Origin of the sequence: Streptomyces sp. R33 (assembly GCF_041200175.1) — a bacterium.
In the GTDB taxonomy this organism is placed as follows: domain Bacteria; phylum Actinomycetota; class Actinomycetes; order Streptomycetales; family Streptomycetaceae; genus Streptomyces; species Streptomyces katrae_B.
In genome coordinates this window covers 156,184-172,754 of record NZ_CP165728.1, presented here as the reverse complement: position 1 = coordinate 172,754, position 16,571 = coordinate 156,184, and the positions used below count along the sequence as shown (strand labels likewise).

Below are 16,571 nucleotides of genomic sequence, written 5' to 3'. Positions count from 1 at the left end.
CCGATGGTGTACGGACTCACGATCGGTCAGGCGGCCGCGTTCGCCGGCGTCACGGTGAAGACCGTGCGCCACTACCACCGGCTCGGCCTGGTCGACGAACCGGAACGCGACCGCTCCGGCTATCGCCGGTACGGGTCGTCCGACATGCTGCGGCTGGTCCAGGCCCGGACGCTCGCCGACGCGGGCGTACCGCTGGCCGAGGTCGGGGATCTGCTCGACGCCGATCCCGAGCAGTTCGTCTCCGCCCTGGACGACGTCGAGCGGCGGCTAACGGAGCGGATCGAGGAGCTGATCGCGCGGCGCGCGGTGCTGCACCGGCTCGCCGCCGGCGACCGCCTGCTGCTGCCCGAGCGCGCCTGCGCGGCCTTGGACCGGTTCGCGGAGCTCGGCTTCGGTGCCGAGTACGTGGCCATCCAGCAGGAGGCCCTGATTCTGGCCCGTGCCCTGGTACCGGAGTTCTTCGACAGCTTCCTGACCCAGCTCGAGCGCCAGCTCGGCGACCCCCAGTACGTCGAGCTGATGAAGCTCTGCCAGGAGGCCGAGGCGTGGGATCCGGACGACGCACGGCTGGACGAGCTCGCGTCCGCCCTGGCCGCCAAGATGCTGGCCAACCGCGAACTGCTGTCGATGCCGGCCGAGTTCCAGGCCAGGCCCGACGCCGCCACCCGCTACGGGCTCATCAACCACCACCGGGAGGACCAGGCCCCGGCGGCCGCCCGGCTGACCGAGCTGCTCGAGACGAACCTGCGCGCAGCGGGCGTCGACATCCCGCATCAGTGAGGGCCGCGGGCCACGGCGCAGACGACGGCCGGCCCGGTGGCTGATGCCACCGGGCCGGCCGGGTGTGCGGCTCCCTGACGGTTCCGGACGGGGGCCGGTCCGCGGCGGGAGTCCGCGGTGCGTGTCCCTTGCGGGGATCCGCTAGGAGACGCGGTCCGCGAGCTCGCGCTCGGGGACCGGGACCGAGCGGGCCACGATGCGGTTGAGCTTCTCGCCCTCCACGTCGATGTTCGGCAGGAGTGCGTCGAGCCAGCGGGGCAGCCACCAGGCGGCCTTGCCGAGCAGGGCGAACAGGGCCGGCACGATCGCCATGCGGACGACGAACGCATCGAAGAGGATGGCCGTCGCCAGCCCGAAGCCGATCATCTGGATCATGTCGTTGGCGTCCAGGATGAAGCCGGAGAACACGCTGATCATGATGGCCGCCGCGGCGGTGACGACGCGGCCGCTGTAGCGGAAGCCGGTGGCCACGGCCTCGTCCGGGCCCGCGCCGTGGACGTAGGCCTCGCGCATCCGGGAGACCAGGAAGACCTCGTAGTCCATGGCCAGGCCGAAGACGATGCCGATCATGAAGATCGGCATGGTGCTCATGATCGGGCCGGTCTGGTCGATGCCGAAGACGTCCTTCAGCCAGCCCCACTGGAAGACCGCGACGACGGCGCCGAGGGCCGCGCTGACCGACAGGAGGAAGCCGAGGGCCGCCTTCAGCGGGACGAGCAGCGAGCGGAAGACCAGGACCAGCAGGACGAAGGCCAGGCCGACGACCAGGCCGAGGTAGGGCACGAACGCGTCGTCCAGCGTCTTCGAGAAGTCGATGAGCATCGCGGTCTGGCCGGTGATCAGCACCTCGCCGGAGGTCTGCTCCTCCAGGCCGCCCGCGAGGGCGCGGAGGTCATGGACGAGGTCCTCGGTCTTCTTGTCGGCCGGACCGGTGGTCGGGACGACGTTGAGGATGGCGGTGTCGCCGGCCTCGTTGGCAGCGGCCGGGGAGACCGAGGCCACGCCGTCCACCTTGGCGAGGGCCTTGCCGACGGTGTCTCCGGCGGCCTTGGCGTCCTTGGCGCTGACCGTGACCATCAGCGGGCCGTTGAAGCCGGCGCCGAAGGACTCGGAGAGCATGTCGTACGCCTTGCGCTGGGTGGTCTCCGTCGACATGGTGCCCTCGCCCGGCAGGCCGAGCTCCAGGCTGGCGGCGGGCACCGCGAGCGCACCCAGGCTCACGACGCCGACGAGCAGGACGGCGATCGGGTTGCGGAGCACGTAGCCGGCCCAGCGGGAGCCGAGGTTGGGCTTGTTCGGGTCCTTCTTCGCGGCGCGCGCGGCGGCCTTGGCGGCCCGCTTGGCGGACACGCGCTGCTTGCGGGCCGACAGCGGCCCGCTCCAGTGCAGGTGGCGCTCGCGGCGGGGCAGCACCTTGAACGGGGCGAAGCCGAGCAGCGCGGGAACCAGCGTCAGCGCGATGAGGACGGCGACGGCGACCGTACCGGAGGCGGCCAGGCCCATCTTGGTGAGCAGCGGGACGTTCACGACGGAAAGGCCGGCCAGCGCGATGATGACCGTGAGGCCGGCGAAGACGACGGCCGAGCCGGCCGTGCCGACGGCGCGTCCGGCGGCCTCCTCGCGGTCGCGGCCCTCCGCCATCTCCGAGCGGTAGCGGGAGACGATGAACAGCGCGTAGTCGATGCCGACGGCGAGGCCGAGCATCATCGCCAGCGTCGAGGTGGTGGCGGAGAGCCCGAACGTGCTGCCGAGCGCGGTGATGCCGGAGATGCCGATGGAGACGCCGATGGTGGCGGTCAGGAGCGGCATGCCGGCCGCGATCATCGAGCCGAAGGTCAGCAGCAGGACTATGGCGGAGACCAGGATGCCGATGCCTTCGCCCGAACCGCCCATCTCGGCCTTGATCTTGACGGCGTCACCGCCGGCCTCGACGGTCAGTCCGCCGGCCCGGGCCTTCTCGGTGATCTCGTCGAAGGCGTCGTGGGCCTCGTCGCTCACCTCGGGGCCGGGCACCTTGTAGGTGACCACCGCGTAGGCGGTGGTGCCGTCCTGGCTGATGGTGTTGGCCTGGTAGGGGTCGGTCGCGCCGGTCACCTCGGGGGCCTTGGACAGGTTTCCGAGCAGCTCGGTGACGGCGGCCTTCGGGCCCGCGTCGGAGATCTTGGCGCCCTGGGGGGCGCGGACGACGACGCGGGCGCTGGCGCCGGTGGCGCTGGCCGTGGGGAACTTCTCCTTGAGCAGGTCGAACGCCTTCTGCGATTCGGTGCCCGGCATGGAGAAGGTGTCGGCGGGGGGCGGGGGTGCGGAGGACGCCGCGACTCCGACGCCGCCGAAGATCAGCACCCACAGGACGACCAGCAGCCATCGGCGCCGGAACGCCAGGCGGCCGAGTTTGTAAAGGAAGGTGGCCACGGCGAGTGGACTCCCATCGGATCGGCAGAGCAAAGAGGCAGGACTCGAAGACAATAACAAACCGCTCATGCGGTTTTCTTGTGAGCGATGGATTCGCGCCACCACACCGGCTTCGGCCACGAACGCCGTACGCGACCACGCACACGGGTCGATCCAGCGCGGGCTGAACCCCGTCGGAAGTTCACCGGAGCCCGGTGGTGGCCCACTTGAGCCCCGCTCAACCCGCGGGCAGGCGGGCGTACGGGCGGGCAGTCAACACGAACGCCCGCGGCCCCTGGTCAGGGTGCCGCGGGCGCTCGGGTGTGACGGCCCGGTCAGAGAACGGCGCCTTCCCTCGTCCTCCTGCGCAGGGTCGGCCTGCTCGACTGGGCGAGGTCCTTCCACATGTCCGAGAGACCGGTGATGGTGCGCGCCGCGAACAGCCTGCGGATCGACACCTCCTGGTTCAGCTCCGCCCGGATCAGGCCGACCAGCCTGATCGCCCGCAGCGAGTTTCCGCCGAGGTCGAAGAAGTCCTCGTCGATGCCGACCCGGTCCAGCTCGAGCACGTCGGCGAACGCCGCGGCCAGCACCCGCTCGGTCTCGTTGCGCGGTGCCCGGTACTTCCCGGCGTCGAACTCGGGCTCCGGCAGCGCCGCCCGGTCCACCGTCCCGTTGACCGTCACCGGCAGGCGTTCCAGCACCGTGAACACCGACGGCACCATGGACTCCGGCAGCCACCCCGCGGCGAACCGGCGCAGCTCTTCGCCCGAGACGCTCTGGCCGCGGACCGGGACCACATAGGCCACCAGGCGCTGCTGCCCGGAACCGTCGGCCTTGACGACCACGACCGACTGTGCAAGGCCGCTGTGCTCGGACAGCACCTCTTCGACCTCGGCCAACTCGACTCGAACGCCACGTACATCGACCTGGGCGTCGGCCCGGGCCACGTACTCGAGCCGGCCGCCGGTACCCCAGCGCACCCGGTCCCCGGTCCGGTACATGAGCGCGCCGGCCGGACCGAACGGGCAGGGCACGAACCGCTCCGCGGTCGGCCCGGGCTGCCCGGCGTATCCACGGGCCACGCCGGGACCGGCGACGTACAGCTCTCCGGTCACGCCGACGGGGACGGGCGCCAGTCCCGGACCCAGCACGTAGAGGGCGGTGTTGTCCATCGGGCGGCCGACCGCGGACGCGAGGCGCACGGGTTCGTCCGCGGCCAGGCGCTGGCAGGCGGCGAAGACGGTGGTCTCGGTCAGGCCGTGGCCGGTGACGATCGTCAGCTCGGGGCAGGCCTCGCGGACCCGGCGCAGCGCGGCCGTCGACACTCGGTCGCCACCGGTCCACACCTCGCGCAGCCCGGCGAGGCAGTCGGGGCGTTCTGCGGCGATCACCGAGAACCGGCCCGCGGGCAGCCACAGCGTGGAGATCTCGTGGGCCGCCCGCAGAGCGGTCAGCGCGTCGATGTCGAGCTCGCCCGCGGGCGCCACGACCACGCGGCCGCCGTTCAGCAGGGGGACCCACAGTTCGAGGGCGAGCACGTCGGCAGTGTGCGGCGCGTGCCACAGCACCGTGCTCTGGCCGGCCTCCTTGCAGTGGCGGTCCTTGACGAACCGCTCCATGTTGCGGTGCGTCACTGCGACCCCGGTGGCCGCACCGGTCGTTGCGGAGCCGTGCATGACGGCCAGCAGGCTGTCCTGGTGGGCCGTGAGCGCAGCCTGCGGCGCGCCGTTGTCCGCGTCGTCGGCGGTGTCCGGGCGGACGTCGTCGAACACGATCGCCGGAACGTCCAGGCCCGAGGAGAGGGCGCCGGCGGTCGCCGCATCGGTGAGCAGTGCGCGCGCCGGGGCGGCGCCGATCTGCGTGTTGATCTGCTCCGCCGGGAGCGTCGGGTCGATCGGCAGGTAGGCCCCGCCCGCCTTCACCACGCCCAGCAGGGCGACGGCGAGGTCCACCGACCGGGGCAGCGCCACGGCGACGACCGTCTCGGGTCCCACGTGCTGCCCGCGCAGCGCCTCGGCGAGACGGCTCGACCGCTCGTCCAGCTCCCGGTACGAGACCTCCGAGTCGCCGGACACCATGGCGATGGCGTACGGGTCCCGCTCCACCTGCCGGGCGAACAGCTCGGGAACCGTCAGCCCCGGCAGCGCCACGTCCGTGTCGTTCGGCGCCGTCAGGACGCCGTCGCGCTCGACACCGCCGACCACGTCCAGCGCACCGACCGGCTGCGTACCGGCGGCCACCACGGCACGGATGTGCGCGATCAGCTCCTCGCCGAGGAAGCGCAGCTCCGCGCGGTGGTACAGGCTGGCAGGGGCGTCGAGCCGGATGTAGAGGTCGCTGTCGGCGCTCCCGTCGGTGTAGACGCCGATCGACAGTTCCTCGAAGGTGCCGGTCGTGGCGCCGGAGTAGCGCGCCGGGCTGTCGGCGAAGTGGAGCTGCTCCACGAACTCGACGACGTTCATGACGGCGCCGAAACTGCCGCGGCCGCTCAGGACGGTTCCGCTCGCGCGCTGGATGTCCGAGTAGTGGCAGGCGGTGTGGCCGAAGAGCTCGTACGTCTCGTCGACCATGGCGTCGGCTATCTCGGCGAAGGTCGCGCCGAGCGGGACCGACACCCGCACCGGCACCACGTTCACGGCCAGGCCGGGCGTCCTGCTCGCCACGCCGACGCGGTTGCCGACGGCCAGGGAGAGGAGGAACTCCGGACGGTCGCAGCGGTGCCGGAAGAACACCGCCGCGGCCGCGGTCAGCATCTGCGACATCCACACGCCCATGGACGTCGCGGTCTCGGTCCACACGTCGGCCTCGGCGCGCGGAACGGTCAGCGTCCGGCTCACCATGCCGATGGTCTCGGCCACCTCCGACCAGCGGTCGGCGCTGCTCATCGGCTCGGAGAGGGCGGCCCGCATCGAGTCGGACAGGGCGACGCGCGGAACCTGCGCGGGCGCCGGCGCATCCTTGAGGTAGTCGCGCCAGAAGTCCATGTCCTCGGTGAACTTCGGGGAGGCGAGGTAGTCCGTCGCCTCGGCCGCGAACGACTCGGCGTCCCACGGGTGGGGCATCTCCGGTACGTCCTCGCCCCGCACCAGCGCCGTGTAGACCTCGGCGAGGCGCTTCGAGAGCAGGCCGCCCGCGCCGAACCCGTCCGAGATGAGGTGGTGGTAGGCGATCACGAGGAGGGAGCGGGCCTCCGCGAGCTTGACCACGCCCAGTCGGAACAGCAGGTCCTTCGACAGGTCGAACGGCTGCCGCACCATGTCGGCCAGCGCCTCGCGCGCCGCCTGCTCGGGGTCGGCCTCGGCACTGAGGTCCAGGAAGAAGGGCCGCCAGTCCCCCAGTTCCCGGGGTACGAGGCGCAGTCCGCTGCCGTCGTCGACGAAGTTGACGCGCAGCACCTCCGCCTCGCCCATCACGTGCAGGAATGCGGATTCGATGACGGCCGTGTCCAGCTCACCGTCCACATCCCACATGGTCAGCGCATGGTTCGGCGTGTCGGGAGCCATTTCCTGCGCCCGCCACATGCCTTTATGCGCAGACGACGCACCGAACGAACGCACACAGATCAACCCCTCAGCAAACAGGCCCGGGAATCGGAGAACTTCACAGATCACCCCCACCTTCGGGGAAGGGGGTCAGCCGTTCAAGACAACTTGGCGCCGGGCGGGACAAGCCGCTGTGGAGCTTGCGGTGTCCCGCCGGCGGGACACTTCCTACGCGGCCATCGAGGACGTGACGTGCTCGGCGATCCGCCTCGGCGAGGGGAACTTCAGGACCAGGTTCGCCCTCAGCTTGAGGCCGGTCGATGCGGTCAGGCGCTTGCTCAGCTCCACGGAGAGCAGCGAGTCGAAGCCGATCTCCTTGAACTCCTGATCGGGGTCGACGGACGCGCTGGAGGGGTGGCCGAGCACGACGGCGACCTTCTCGAGGACGTGCTCGAGCACGAGTGCCTTCGCGTCGTCGCCGGAGAGGGCGGAGATCCGTTCCGGCAGGGGGACGAGGTGGTCGTCTCCTGCCGGCGGCTCGGTCGAGGGAACCTCGGCCGCCACCGCCGTCTGCGAGGAGTTCAGCCAGTACCGCTGCCGCTGGAACGCGTACGTCGGAAGGTCCACCCGCTCGCGCGTCCCGAACAGGGCGTCCCAGTCCACCGACCCGCCCCGGACGTGGAGCTGGGCGAGCGAGCCGACCACGGCCTCGACCTCGTCCCTGTCCCGCCGCGAGGAGGACAGGACCAGCGCGTCGTCCACGTCCTCGACGATCTCCTGCACGGGGACGGTCAGCACGGGGTGCGGGCTCATCTCGACGAACACCCGGAAGCCGTCCTCGGCCAGCCGCTGGACGGAGGTTTCGAAGAGGACCTTCTCGCGCAGGTTGTCGTACCAGTAGTCGCCGTTGAGCCGTGCGGTGTCGATGACCTTGCCGTACAGGGTCGAGTAGAAGGGCAGCTGCGACGTCTTCGGGCTCACGTCGGACAGCGGGCCGAGCACCTGCTCGCGGACCCGGGTCACATGGTGGGAGTGCGAGGCGTAGTCGACCGAGATCCTGCGGGCCTGGGCGCCGTCGGCCTTCATCTTCTCGACGAACTCGTCGAGGGCGTCCGGCTCCCCGGACACGACCACGGAGCGGGGGCCGTTGACGACGGCGATGCTCAGCTGGTCCCCCCACGGAACGAGACGTTCCGCTACGACGTCCGCGGACTCCGCGACCGACGCCATCCCGCCGTGACCGATCAGGTCCAGCAGCGCCAGGCTGCGCAGCGCCACGATCTTGGTGGCGTCCCTCAGCGACAGCGCACCGCAGACGTAGGCGGCGGCGATCTCGCCCTGGCTGTGTCCGACCACCGCGGCCGGTTCCACACCCCAGGAGCGCCACAGGCTCGCCATGGACACCATCACCGAGAACAGCGCCGGCTGGACCACGTCCACCCGGTCCAGGGACGGCGCCCCCTCCACCCCGCGCACCACGTCGAGCAGCGACCAGTCGACCCACTCGGACAGGGCGGCCGCGCACGCGTCGAGGCTCTGCGCGAAGACCGGGAAGGTGTCGTACAGCTGCCGGCCCATGCCCACCCACTGCGACCCCTGGCCGGGGAACACGAAGGCGACACCGCCGAGTTTGCCGGCCGAGCCGCGCACCACCGCGGGGGATTCCGCGCCCTCGCCGAGCGCCGCGAGAGCGCCGAGGAGCTCGTCGCGGCCACGGCCCAGCACGACCGCACGGTGCTCGAACCGCGACCGGCTCGACAGCAGCGACGCGCCGATGCCGGCGATGTCCGCCCGCGGGTCGGCGGCGAGGAAGTCGCGCAGCTTGTCCGCCTGGCCCCGGAGGGCGGCCGCGCTCTTGGCCGACACCACCCACGGCACGAGCCCGCCGACGACGTCCGGGCCCGGAACGCGCGCCTGCGCCTGCTCCTGCCGCGGGGCCTCTTCCAGGATCACGTGCGCGTTGGTGCCGCTGACGCCGAACGAGGACACGCCGGCCCGGCGCGGACCGTCCGCCCGGGTCCACTCACGGCCCTGCGCCAGCAGTTCGACCCCGCCGGAGGACCAGTCGACGTGCCGCGAGGGCGCGTCCACGTGCAGGGTCTTCGGCAGGTACCCGTGGCGCATGGCCATCACGGCCTTGATGACCCCGCCGACCCCCGCGGCGGCCTGGGCATGGCCCATGTTCGACTTCAGGGATCCCAGGTAGAGCGGCCTGCCCTCGTCCCGGTCCTTCCCGTAGGTCGCCAGCAGGGCCTCCGCCTCGATGGGATCGCCCAGCTTGGTCCCGGTGCCGTGCGCTTCGACCAGGTCCACCTCGGAGGCCTTGACCCCCGCGTTCGCCAGGGCCCGCCGGATCACCTTCTCCTGGGCGCGGCCGTTGGGGGCGGTCAGCCCGTTGCTGGCGCCGTCCTGGTTCACCGCGGAACCGCGGACGACGGCGAGCACCGGGTGGCCGTTGCGGCGGGCGTCGGACAGCCGCTCCAGGAGCAGGACGCCCACGCCCTCGGCCCAGCCGGTCCCGTCGGCCCCGTCCGCGAAGGCCTTGCACCGGCCGTCGGCCGACAGGGCGCCCTGCCGGGCGAACTCCACGAAGGCGGCGGGCGTCGACATCACCAGCGCCCCGCCGGCCAGCGCGAGCGAGCACTCCCCGGCACGCAGGGACTGCACCGCCATGTGCAGGGCCACCAGCGACGAGGAGCAGGCCGTGTCCAGGGACACCGCCGGGCCGGTCAGGCCCAGCTCGTACGCCACCCGGCCGGACGCGACGCTCAGCGAGCTGCCGTACAGCAGGTAGCCCTCGAGCTCGCTCTGGCCCGCCTCCAGGAAACGCCAGCCGTACTCGGTGGAGCTGACCCCGGAGAACACGCCGACCTCCGACCCGCGTACGTCGGCGGGGACGATGCCGGCCCGCTCGAAGGCCTCCCACGAGGTCTCCAGCAGCAGGCGCTGCTGCGGGTCGGTGGCCAGCGCCTCGCGCGGGCTGATGCCGAAGAAGTCCGCGTCGAAGCCGGCGACGTCGGCCAGGAAACCTCCCTGGCGCACGTAGGCACTGCCGACGGTGTCGGGGTCCGGGTCGTACACGTCCCGCCAGCCGCGGTCCGTCGGGAACGCGTCCACGACGTCCCGGCCGCTGCGGATCACGTCCCACAGCTCCTCGGGCGACGAGACGCCTCCCGGGTAGCGGCAGGCCATGGCCACCACGGCGATCGGCTCGCCGCGGCCGGCCTTCAGGGCGTCGTTCTCCTGGCGCAGGCGGTCGCGCTCCTCCAGCAGCGTACGGAGCGCCCTCTGGACCCGGTCCCCGCCCTCCGCCGTCTGATCCGCGGAGTTGGTCATGTCACTTACCTCTTCTCATCCAGAGCCAGGTCGAGCAGCGCGTCCAGGTCCATGTCCGACAGTTCGTCCGCACCGGTGTCCGCGTCCGCCGCGGCTGCCTCGCCGTTCTCCCGGGGCGGGTTGGCGCATGCCAGGACCAGCTCCAGGAGGCCCGCGCTGCGCAGGCTGTCGATCGGGACGTTCCGCAGCACCTCGCGGATCACAGCGTCCTCGTCCTGGCTCGCGTCCGCCTCGGGACGCAGCAGGCCCAGCAGGTGCAGGCCCAGCTCGCGCGGCGTGGGGTAGCTGAAGACGAGGGTGGACGCCAGGCGCAGTCCGGTGGCGGCGGCCAGGCGGTTGCACAGTTCGACCGCGGTCAGCGAGTCGAATCCGAGCTGGGTGAAGGCCTGGTCGGCGTCGACGGCCGCGCCGGACGGGTGTCCGAGCACGACGGCGACCTGGTCGCGGATCCAGTCCAGGGCCGCTGCCTCCGCCTCGTCCGCCGGCAGGGTGACCAGCCTGGCGGCCAGGTCCACGGAGCCGCCGTCCTTGGGCGTGCCCGTCCTGCTCCGGCGCGGGCGGCCGGAGTCGGCGAGGCCGCGCAGCAGCAGCGGCAGCTCGTCGGCGGCCTTGCTGCGCAGGCCGGCGAGGTCCACCCGGGCCGGGACGAGGACCGGCTTGCCGCTCGCGCACGCCGCGTCGAACAGGGCCAGTGCCTCGGCCGTCGGCATCGGTGCGATGCCCATCCGGCGGAGCCGGGAGAGATCGGCCTGGTCCAGGTCCCCGGTCATGCCGCTGCTCTGCTCCCACCAGCCCCAGCACAGCGAGGTGCCGACCAGGCCGGATGCGCTGCGCTGCGCCGCCAGACCGTCCAGGAAGCCGTTCGCCGCGGCGTAGTTCGCCTGTCCTCCGGTGCCGAGCGTGCCGGCGAGGGCGGAGAACTGGACGAACGCCGAGAGGCTGTGCTCCCGGGTCAGCTCGTGCAGGTTGACCGCACCGCCGACCTTCGCGCGCAGCACGTGGTCGATGCTCTCCGCGGTCAGCGACTCGACGGTGCCGTCGGCGAGGACACCCGCCGCGTGCACGACCGCCGTCAGCGGGTACTGCGGGGGCATGTCCGCGAGCAGGTCCGCCACGGCGGCCCGGTCCGCGATGTCACAGGCCACGACCCGGACGGAGGCACCCGCCCCCTCGAGGTCCGAGACCAGCTCGGGAACCCCGTCGGCCGCCGTGCCCCGACGGCTCGCCAGTACCAGGCTCCGTACGCCGTGTTCGGCGACGAGGTGCCGCGCCACCAGCGAGCCGACACCGCCGGTGCCGCCGGTGACGAGCACGGTGCCGCCGCCGAAACCGCTGCTCAGGTCGAAGACGAGCTTGCCGACGTGGCGGCCCTGGCTCATGTCGCGGAACGTCTTGCGGGCGTCGCGGATGCTGCGGACGGAGATCGGGCTGAGCTGCACCCGTCCGTCGGCGAACAGCTCCATGACGTCGCGGAACATCTCGTGGATGGTGTCCGGGCCCGCCGTGCCGTAGAGGTCGAAGGCCTGGTAGTCGACTCCGGGGTGGTCGGCCGCGACCTGCCGGGCGTCGCGGATGTCCGTCTTGCCCATCTCGATGAAGTTGCCGCCGCCCGGCAGCAGCTTCAGCGAGGCGTCGACGAAGGTGTGCGCGAGGGAGTTGAGTACGACGTCGACACCGCGGCCGTCCGTGGCGTCGAGGAACTTCTCCACGAACTCCAGGTCGCGCGAGGACGCCAGGTGCGCGTCGTCGAGGCCCATGGCGCGCAGCGCGGCCCACTTGGCCGGGCCGGCGGTGGCGTAGACCTCGGCGCCCACGTGCCGGGCCAGCTGGACGGCGGCCGTTCCGACGCCGCCGGCAGCGGCGTGGATGAGGATGCGCTGCCCCTTCTGCAGCTTCATCACGTGGAAGAGCGCGTAGTACGCGGTGAGGAAGGTGCTCGGCATGGAGGCCGCCTCGGCGTGGCTCCAGCCGTCGGGGACGGGGGCCAGCAGGCGGTGGTCGGCCACGGCCACGCGGCCGAAGGAGCCGTTGAAGATGCCGGTCACCCGGTCGCCGGGGGCGAGGCCGGCCACGTCGTCCGCGACCTCCAGCACGATGCCCGCGCCCTCGCTGCCGAGCCCGGAGTCGAAGTCCGTCCGGTCGATGAGGCCCAGGGCGATCGTGACGTCGCGGAAGTTGAGGCCGGCGGCCTGGACGGCGATGCGGACCTGCCCGGCCTCCAGGGGCGCCTCCACCTCGGGGCACGGGACCCAGGTCAGGTTCTCCAGCGTGCCCGCCTTCGTGATGCCCAGCCGGTACGCGCCGTCGGCCGGCGGCTCGAGCCGGTGGTCGGCGGGCGCGGCCTGCACCATCCGCGGCACGAGGAACGTACCGCCGCGCAGCGCCAGCTGGTCCTCACCGAGGGCGAGGGCGTCCGCGAAGGCCGCCCACGAGCTGTCCTCGTCGTCGATGTCGACGAGCCGGAACCGGCCGGGGTGCTCGGTCTGGGCGGAGCGGATCAGGCCCCACACGGACGCGCCGGGCAGGCTCTCGACGTCGTCGCCCGCGCCGGTGGCCTGCGCCAGGCGGGTGAGCACGACCAGCGTGGACGCGGCGAGCCGGTCCTCGGCGAGGAACTTCTGGACGGTCTCCAGCACGTGCTTGCCGGCGTCGCCGACCGTGGTGAGCAGGTCGTCGCCGCCGGGGGCGACGGCGTCGTCGAGGCACAGGACGAGGTGGCGGGGGGCGTCGGCGGTGAGGACCTCGCCGAGGGACGCGTACAGCGAGACGCTGCCGTCGCCCGCGGCGACGAGCCGGGCGGCCCGGCCGGTCTCCGCGCCGATGACGCCCCACTGCGCGCGGCCGGCGTCGGGCGCGGCCTGCGGGGCCGGGCGCCAGTCCAGTGCGTACAGGGACTGCTCGCGTCCGCCGCGTGCCGAGCGGACCTGCTCGGCACTGGCCGGGCGGAACGTCAGCGCGTCGACGTGGGCGATCTCGCGGCCGTGCTCGTCGGCGATCACGAGGGACACGACGCCTTCGGCGGCCGGGGTGAGCTTGACGCGCACGGTCGGGCCGCATTCCCCGGCGAGGTGCACGCCGGACCAGGCGAAGGGCATCCAGCCCTGGTCGCCCGTCACGGTGATGACGCCGCCGGCGACGACGGCGTGCAGCACGGTGTCGATCAGTGCCGGGTGCAGGGCGAACCCGCCGTCGGCGCCTTCCGGCAGGGTGGCGAGGGCGAACAGGTCGTCGCCCTTGCGCCAGACCTCGCGCAGGCCGCGGAACAGCGGGCCGTAGTCGAAGCCGCCGTCCGCGAGGGAGTCGTAGAGGCCGTCGAAGCCGATCTGCTCGGCCCCGGCCGGCGGCCACGCGGCGAGCGCGCGGGCGTCCTGGGCCCGGTCGGCGTCCTGCGGGGCGCCGGGCACCAGGGTGCCCATGGCGTGCCGGGTCCAGCCGCCGGCACCGGCGGCGTCCTCGGCGGGACGCGAGTACACGTCCAGGGAGCGGCGGCCGCTCTCGTCCGCGGCGCCGGCGACGACGCGCACCTGCACGTCGCCCGTGTCGGGGAGGATCAGCGGGACTTCGAGGGAGAGCTCCTCGACCGAGGCGCAGCCGACGTGTGCGCCCACCGACAGCGCCAGGTCCATGTAGGCGGTCGCCGGGACGACGACGGAGTCGAAGACGGCGTGGTCGGCGATCCACTCGTGGGTCCGCAGGGACCACAGGTCGGTGAAGACCACCTCGTCGGTGCCGGGGTGCTCCACCACGGCGCCGAGCAGCGGGTGCTCCGCGGCGGACAGGCCGGCGGAGGTCACGTCCGCGGACGCGAGGCCCGACAGGAAGTCCATCCAGTAGCGCTGGTGCTGGAACGCGTACGTCGGGAGGTCGACGCGCTCCTGCGTGCCGAACAGGGCGGCCCAGTCCGCGGCGGCGCCCAGGACGTGCAGCTCGGCGAGCGCGCCGGCCAGGCCCTGTGCGACACCGCGGTCGCGGCGCGACGAGGCCACGACGACGGCGTCGTGCACGCCCTCCGCGGCGAACGCGTCCTTGGTGAGGCCGGCGAGCGTGGAGCCCGGGCCGACCTCGACGAAGACGTTCGCGCCGGCCGCGCGGGCGCGCTCCACGGCGTCGTGGAAGCGCACGGGCTCGCGGACGTGGTCGACCCAGTGGGTGACGGACGTCAGCTCCTGGAGGGTGGCCTCGCGGCCCAGCAGCGTCGAGACGACCGGGACCGACAGCTCGCCGCCCATGGGCAGTGCGCGCAGCGCCCGTTCGAACTCTTCCAGGACCGGGCCCATCAGCGGGGAGTGGAACGCGTGGTCGACGGGGAGCAGCTTCGCCGACCGGCCGTCGGCGACGAGCCGGTCGCGCAGGTCGTGCACCTCGTCGCGCAGGCCCGAGACGACCACCGACTCCGGGCCGTTGACGGCGGCGATGCCGGTACGGGTGTACGGGCGCAGCAGCGCGGCGACTTCGGCTTCCGGGGCGCGGACCGCCAGCATGGCGCCGGGCTCGGTGACGGCCTGCATGGTGCGGCCGCGGGCGGCCACGATGCGGGTCGCGGTGTCCAGGTCGAAGGCTCCGGACACGTGGGCGGCGGCGATCTCGCCGACGGAGTGGCCGATCAGGTGGGTCGGCTGCGGGCCGTACCGGCGAAGGAGCCGGTAGAGGGCGATCTGCAGGGCGAACAGCGCGGGCTGCATGACGTCCGTGCGCTCGCGGCCCTCGGGCTCGTCGGCGAGGAGCAGGGGCTTCAGCTCGAAGGGGAGGTGCGCGTCGAAGCGCGCGCAGACCTCGTCGAGGGCCTCGGCGAAGACGGGGAAGGTGTCGTACAGCTCGCGGGCCACGCCGGTCCACTTCGAGCCCTGGCCCGGGAACATGAAGGCGAAGCCGCCCGGCTCGCCGGCCGCGCCGCGCACCACGGCGGGGGACTCGGCGCCCTCGGCCAGCTTCGCGAGGCCGTCCAGCAGGTCGTCCCGGCCGCTGCCCAGCACCACGGCGCGGTGCTCGAACTGTGCCCGGGCGGAGACCAGCGAGGCGCCGATGGCGGCGAGGTCCGCCGCCGGGTCGGCGGCGACGAACGCGCGCAGCTTCTCGGCCTGTGCCCGCAGCGCCTGCTCGGACCGCGCCGACAGGGCCCACGGCACGAGGCCCGCAGCGCCGGCCGGCACGCGGTCGGCGGCGTCGGGGGCCGGCTGCGGCTCGGGGGCCTCCTCGAGGATGAGGTGGGCGTTGGTGCCGCTGGCGCCGAAGCTGGACACGCCGGCCCGGCGGGGACGGCCCGGGGCGGTGGGCCACGCGCGGGCCTCGGTCAGCAGCTCGACCGCGCCGGCCGTCCAGTCGACGTGCGTCGAGGGCTGGTCCACGTGCAGCGTCTTGGGCATCACGCCGCGCTGCATCGCCATGATCATCTTGATGATGCCGCCGACGCCGCCCGCCGCCTGGGTGTGGCCGATGTTCGACTTCAGGGAGCCCAGCCACAGCGGGTTGCCCGGCTCGCGCTCCTGCCCGTAGGTGGCCAGCAGCGCCTGCGCCTCGATGGGGTCGCCGAGCTTGGTGCCGGTGCCGTGCGCCTCGACCACGTCGACGTCGCCGGCCTGGACGCGGGCGTTGGCCAGCGCGGCGCGGATGACGCGCTGCTGCGCCGGGCCGCTCGGTGCGGTCAGGCCGTTGGAGGCGCCGTCCTGGTTGACGGCGGAGCCGCGGATGACCGCCCAGATCTTGCGGCCGTTGCGCTGCGCGTCGGAGAGCCGCTCCAGGACCAGCATGCCGACGCCCTCGGAGAAGCCGGTGCCGTCCGCCGCGTCGGCGAACGCCTTGCACCGGCCGTCGGCCGCCAGGCCGCCCTGGCGCGCGAACTCGCGGAGCACCTGCGGCATCGCCATGACGGTGACGCCGCCGGCCAGCGCCAGGCCGCACTCGCCCTGGCGCAGCGACTGCACCGCCTGGTGCACCGTCACCAGTGAGGAGGAGCACGCGGTGTCGGTGGACACCGCCGGTCCCTCCAGGCCCAGCGCGTACGACACGCGGCCGGACGCGACGCTCAGCAGGGAGCCGATCTGCGCGTAGCCCGAGATGTTCTCGGGGGTGAAGTAGTGGTTGCCGTACCCGAAGTAGGCGATGCCGGCGAAGACGCCGGTGCTGGTGCCGCGCAGGGAGTGCGGGTCGATGCCGGCCCGCTCCAGGGACTCCCACGAGGTCTCCAGCAGGAGCCGCTGCTGCGGGTCGGAGGCCAGCGCCTCGCGCGGGTTGATCTCGAAGAAGTCGGCGTCGAAGTCACCCGCGTCGTGGAGGAAGCCTCCTTCCCGCGTGTAGCAGGTGCCCGGCCGCTCGCGCTGTGGGTCGTAGAGGTCCTCCAGGTCCCAGAAACGGTCCTCCGGGAACTCCGACACGACGTCCGCGCCGGCCTGCACCAGGTCCCACAGTGCTTCCGGGGACGCCGCCCCGCCCGGGAAGCGGCAGGCCACACCCACCACCGCGATGGGCTCGGCGGCGGCCTCGGTCAGCTCCTTCAGGCGCTTGCGCGTTTCGATCAGCTCGATCGACGTCCGCTTGAGGTACTCGAGAACTTCGGCGTTGTTGTCGTTTGTCATTGCTCTC

At 72.8% G+C, this 16,571-nt stretch carries 5 protein-coding genes; 1 reads left to right on the top strand and 4 read right to left on the bottom strand.

Features of this window, described 5'->3' with window-relative positions; genetic code table 11:
- Positions 1-3 precede the first annotated feature (3 nt).
- On the top strand, positions 4-780 hold the full coding sequence (locus tag AB5J51_RS41000) for a MerR family transcriptional regulator (protein WP_136226484.1): 777 nt from the start codon (positions 4-6) through the stop codon (positions 778-780).
- 141 nt (positions 781-921) lie between these two features.
- Here the strand turns inward: AB5J51_RS41000 and AB5J51_RS40995 are convergent, their stop codons facing one another.
- The 4 genes from AB5J51_RS40995 to AB5J51_RS40980 all read right to left on the bottom strand — a co-directional run bounded on the left by AB5J51_RS40995 (position 922) and on the right by AB5J51_RS40980 (position 16,564).
- Positions 922-3,192 (bottom strand): MMPL family transporter, encoded by a 2,271-nt coding sequence (locus AB5J51_RS40995; protein ID WP_078987548.1) that lies wholly within the window; start codon positions 3,190-3,192, stop codon positions 922-924.
- 314 nt (positions 3,193-3,506) lie between these two features.
- On the bottom strand, positions 3,507-6,731 hold the full coding sequence (locus AB5J51_RS40990; protein WP_369780517.1) for an amino acid adenylation domain-containing protein: 3,225 nt from the start codon (positions 6,729-6,731) through the stop codon (positions 3,507-3,509).
- Between the two features lie 153 nt (positions 6,732-6,884).
- Positions 6,885-9,992: a type I polyketide synthase gene (locus AB5J51_RS40985; RefSeq protein WP_369780516.1), complete on the bottom strand. Its 3,108-nt coding sequence runs from the start codon at positions 9,990-9,992 to the stop codon at positions 6,885-6,887.
- Positions 9,993-9,997: 5 nt separating this feature from the next.
- Positions 9,998-16,564 carry a type I polyketide synthase gene (locus tag AB5J51_RS40980; protein WP_369780515.1) on the bottom strand — a complete coding sequence of 2,189 codons (6,567 nt, stop codon included), beginning with the start codon at positions 16,562-16,564 and terminating at the stop codon, positions 9,998-10,000.
- Positions 16,565-16,571 lie beyond the last annotated feature (7 nt).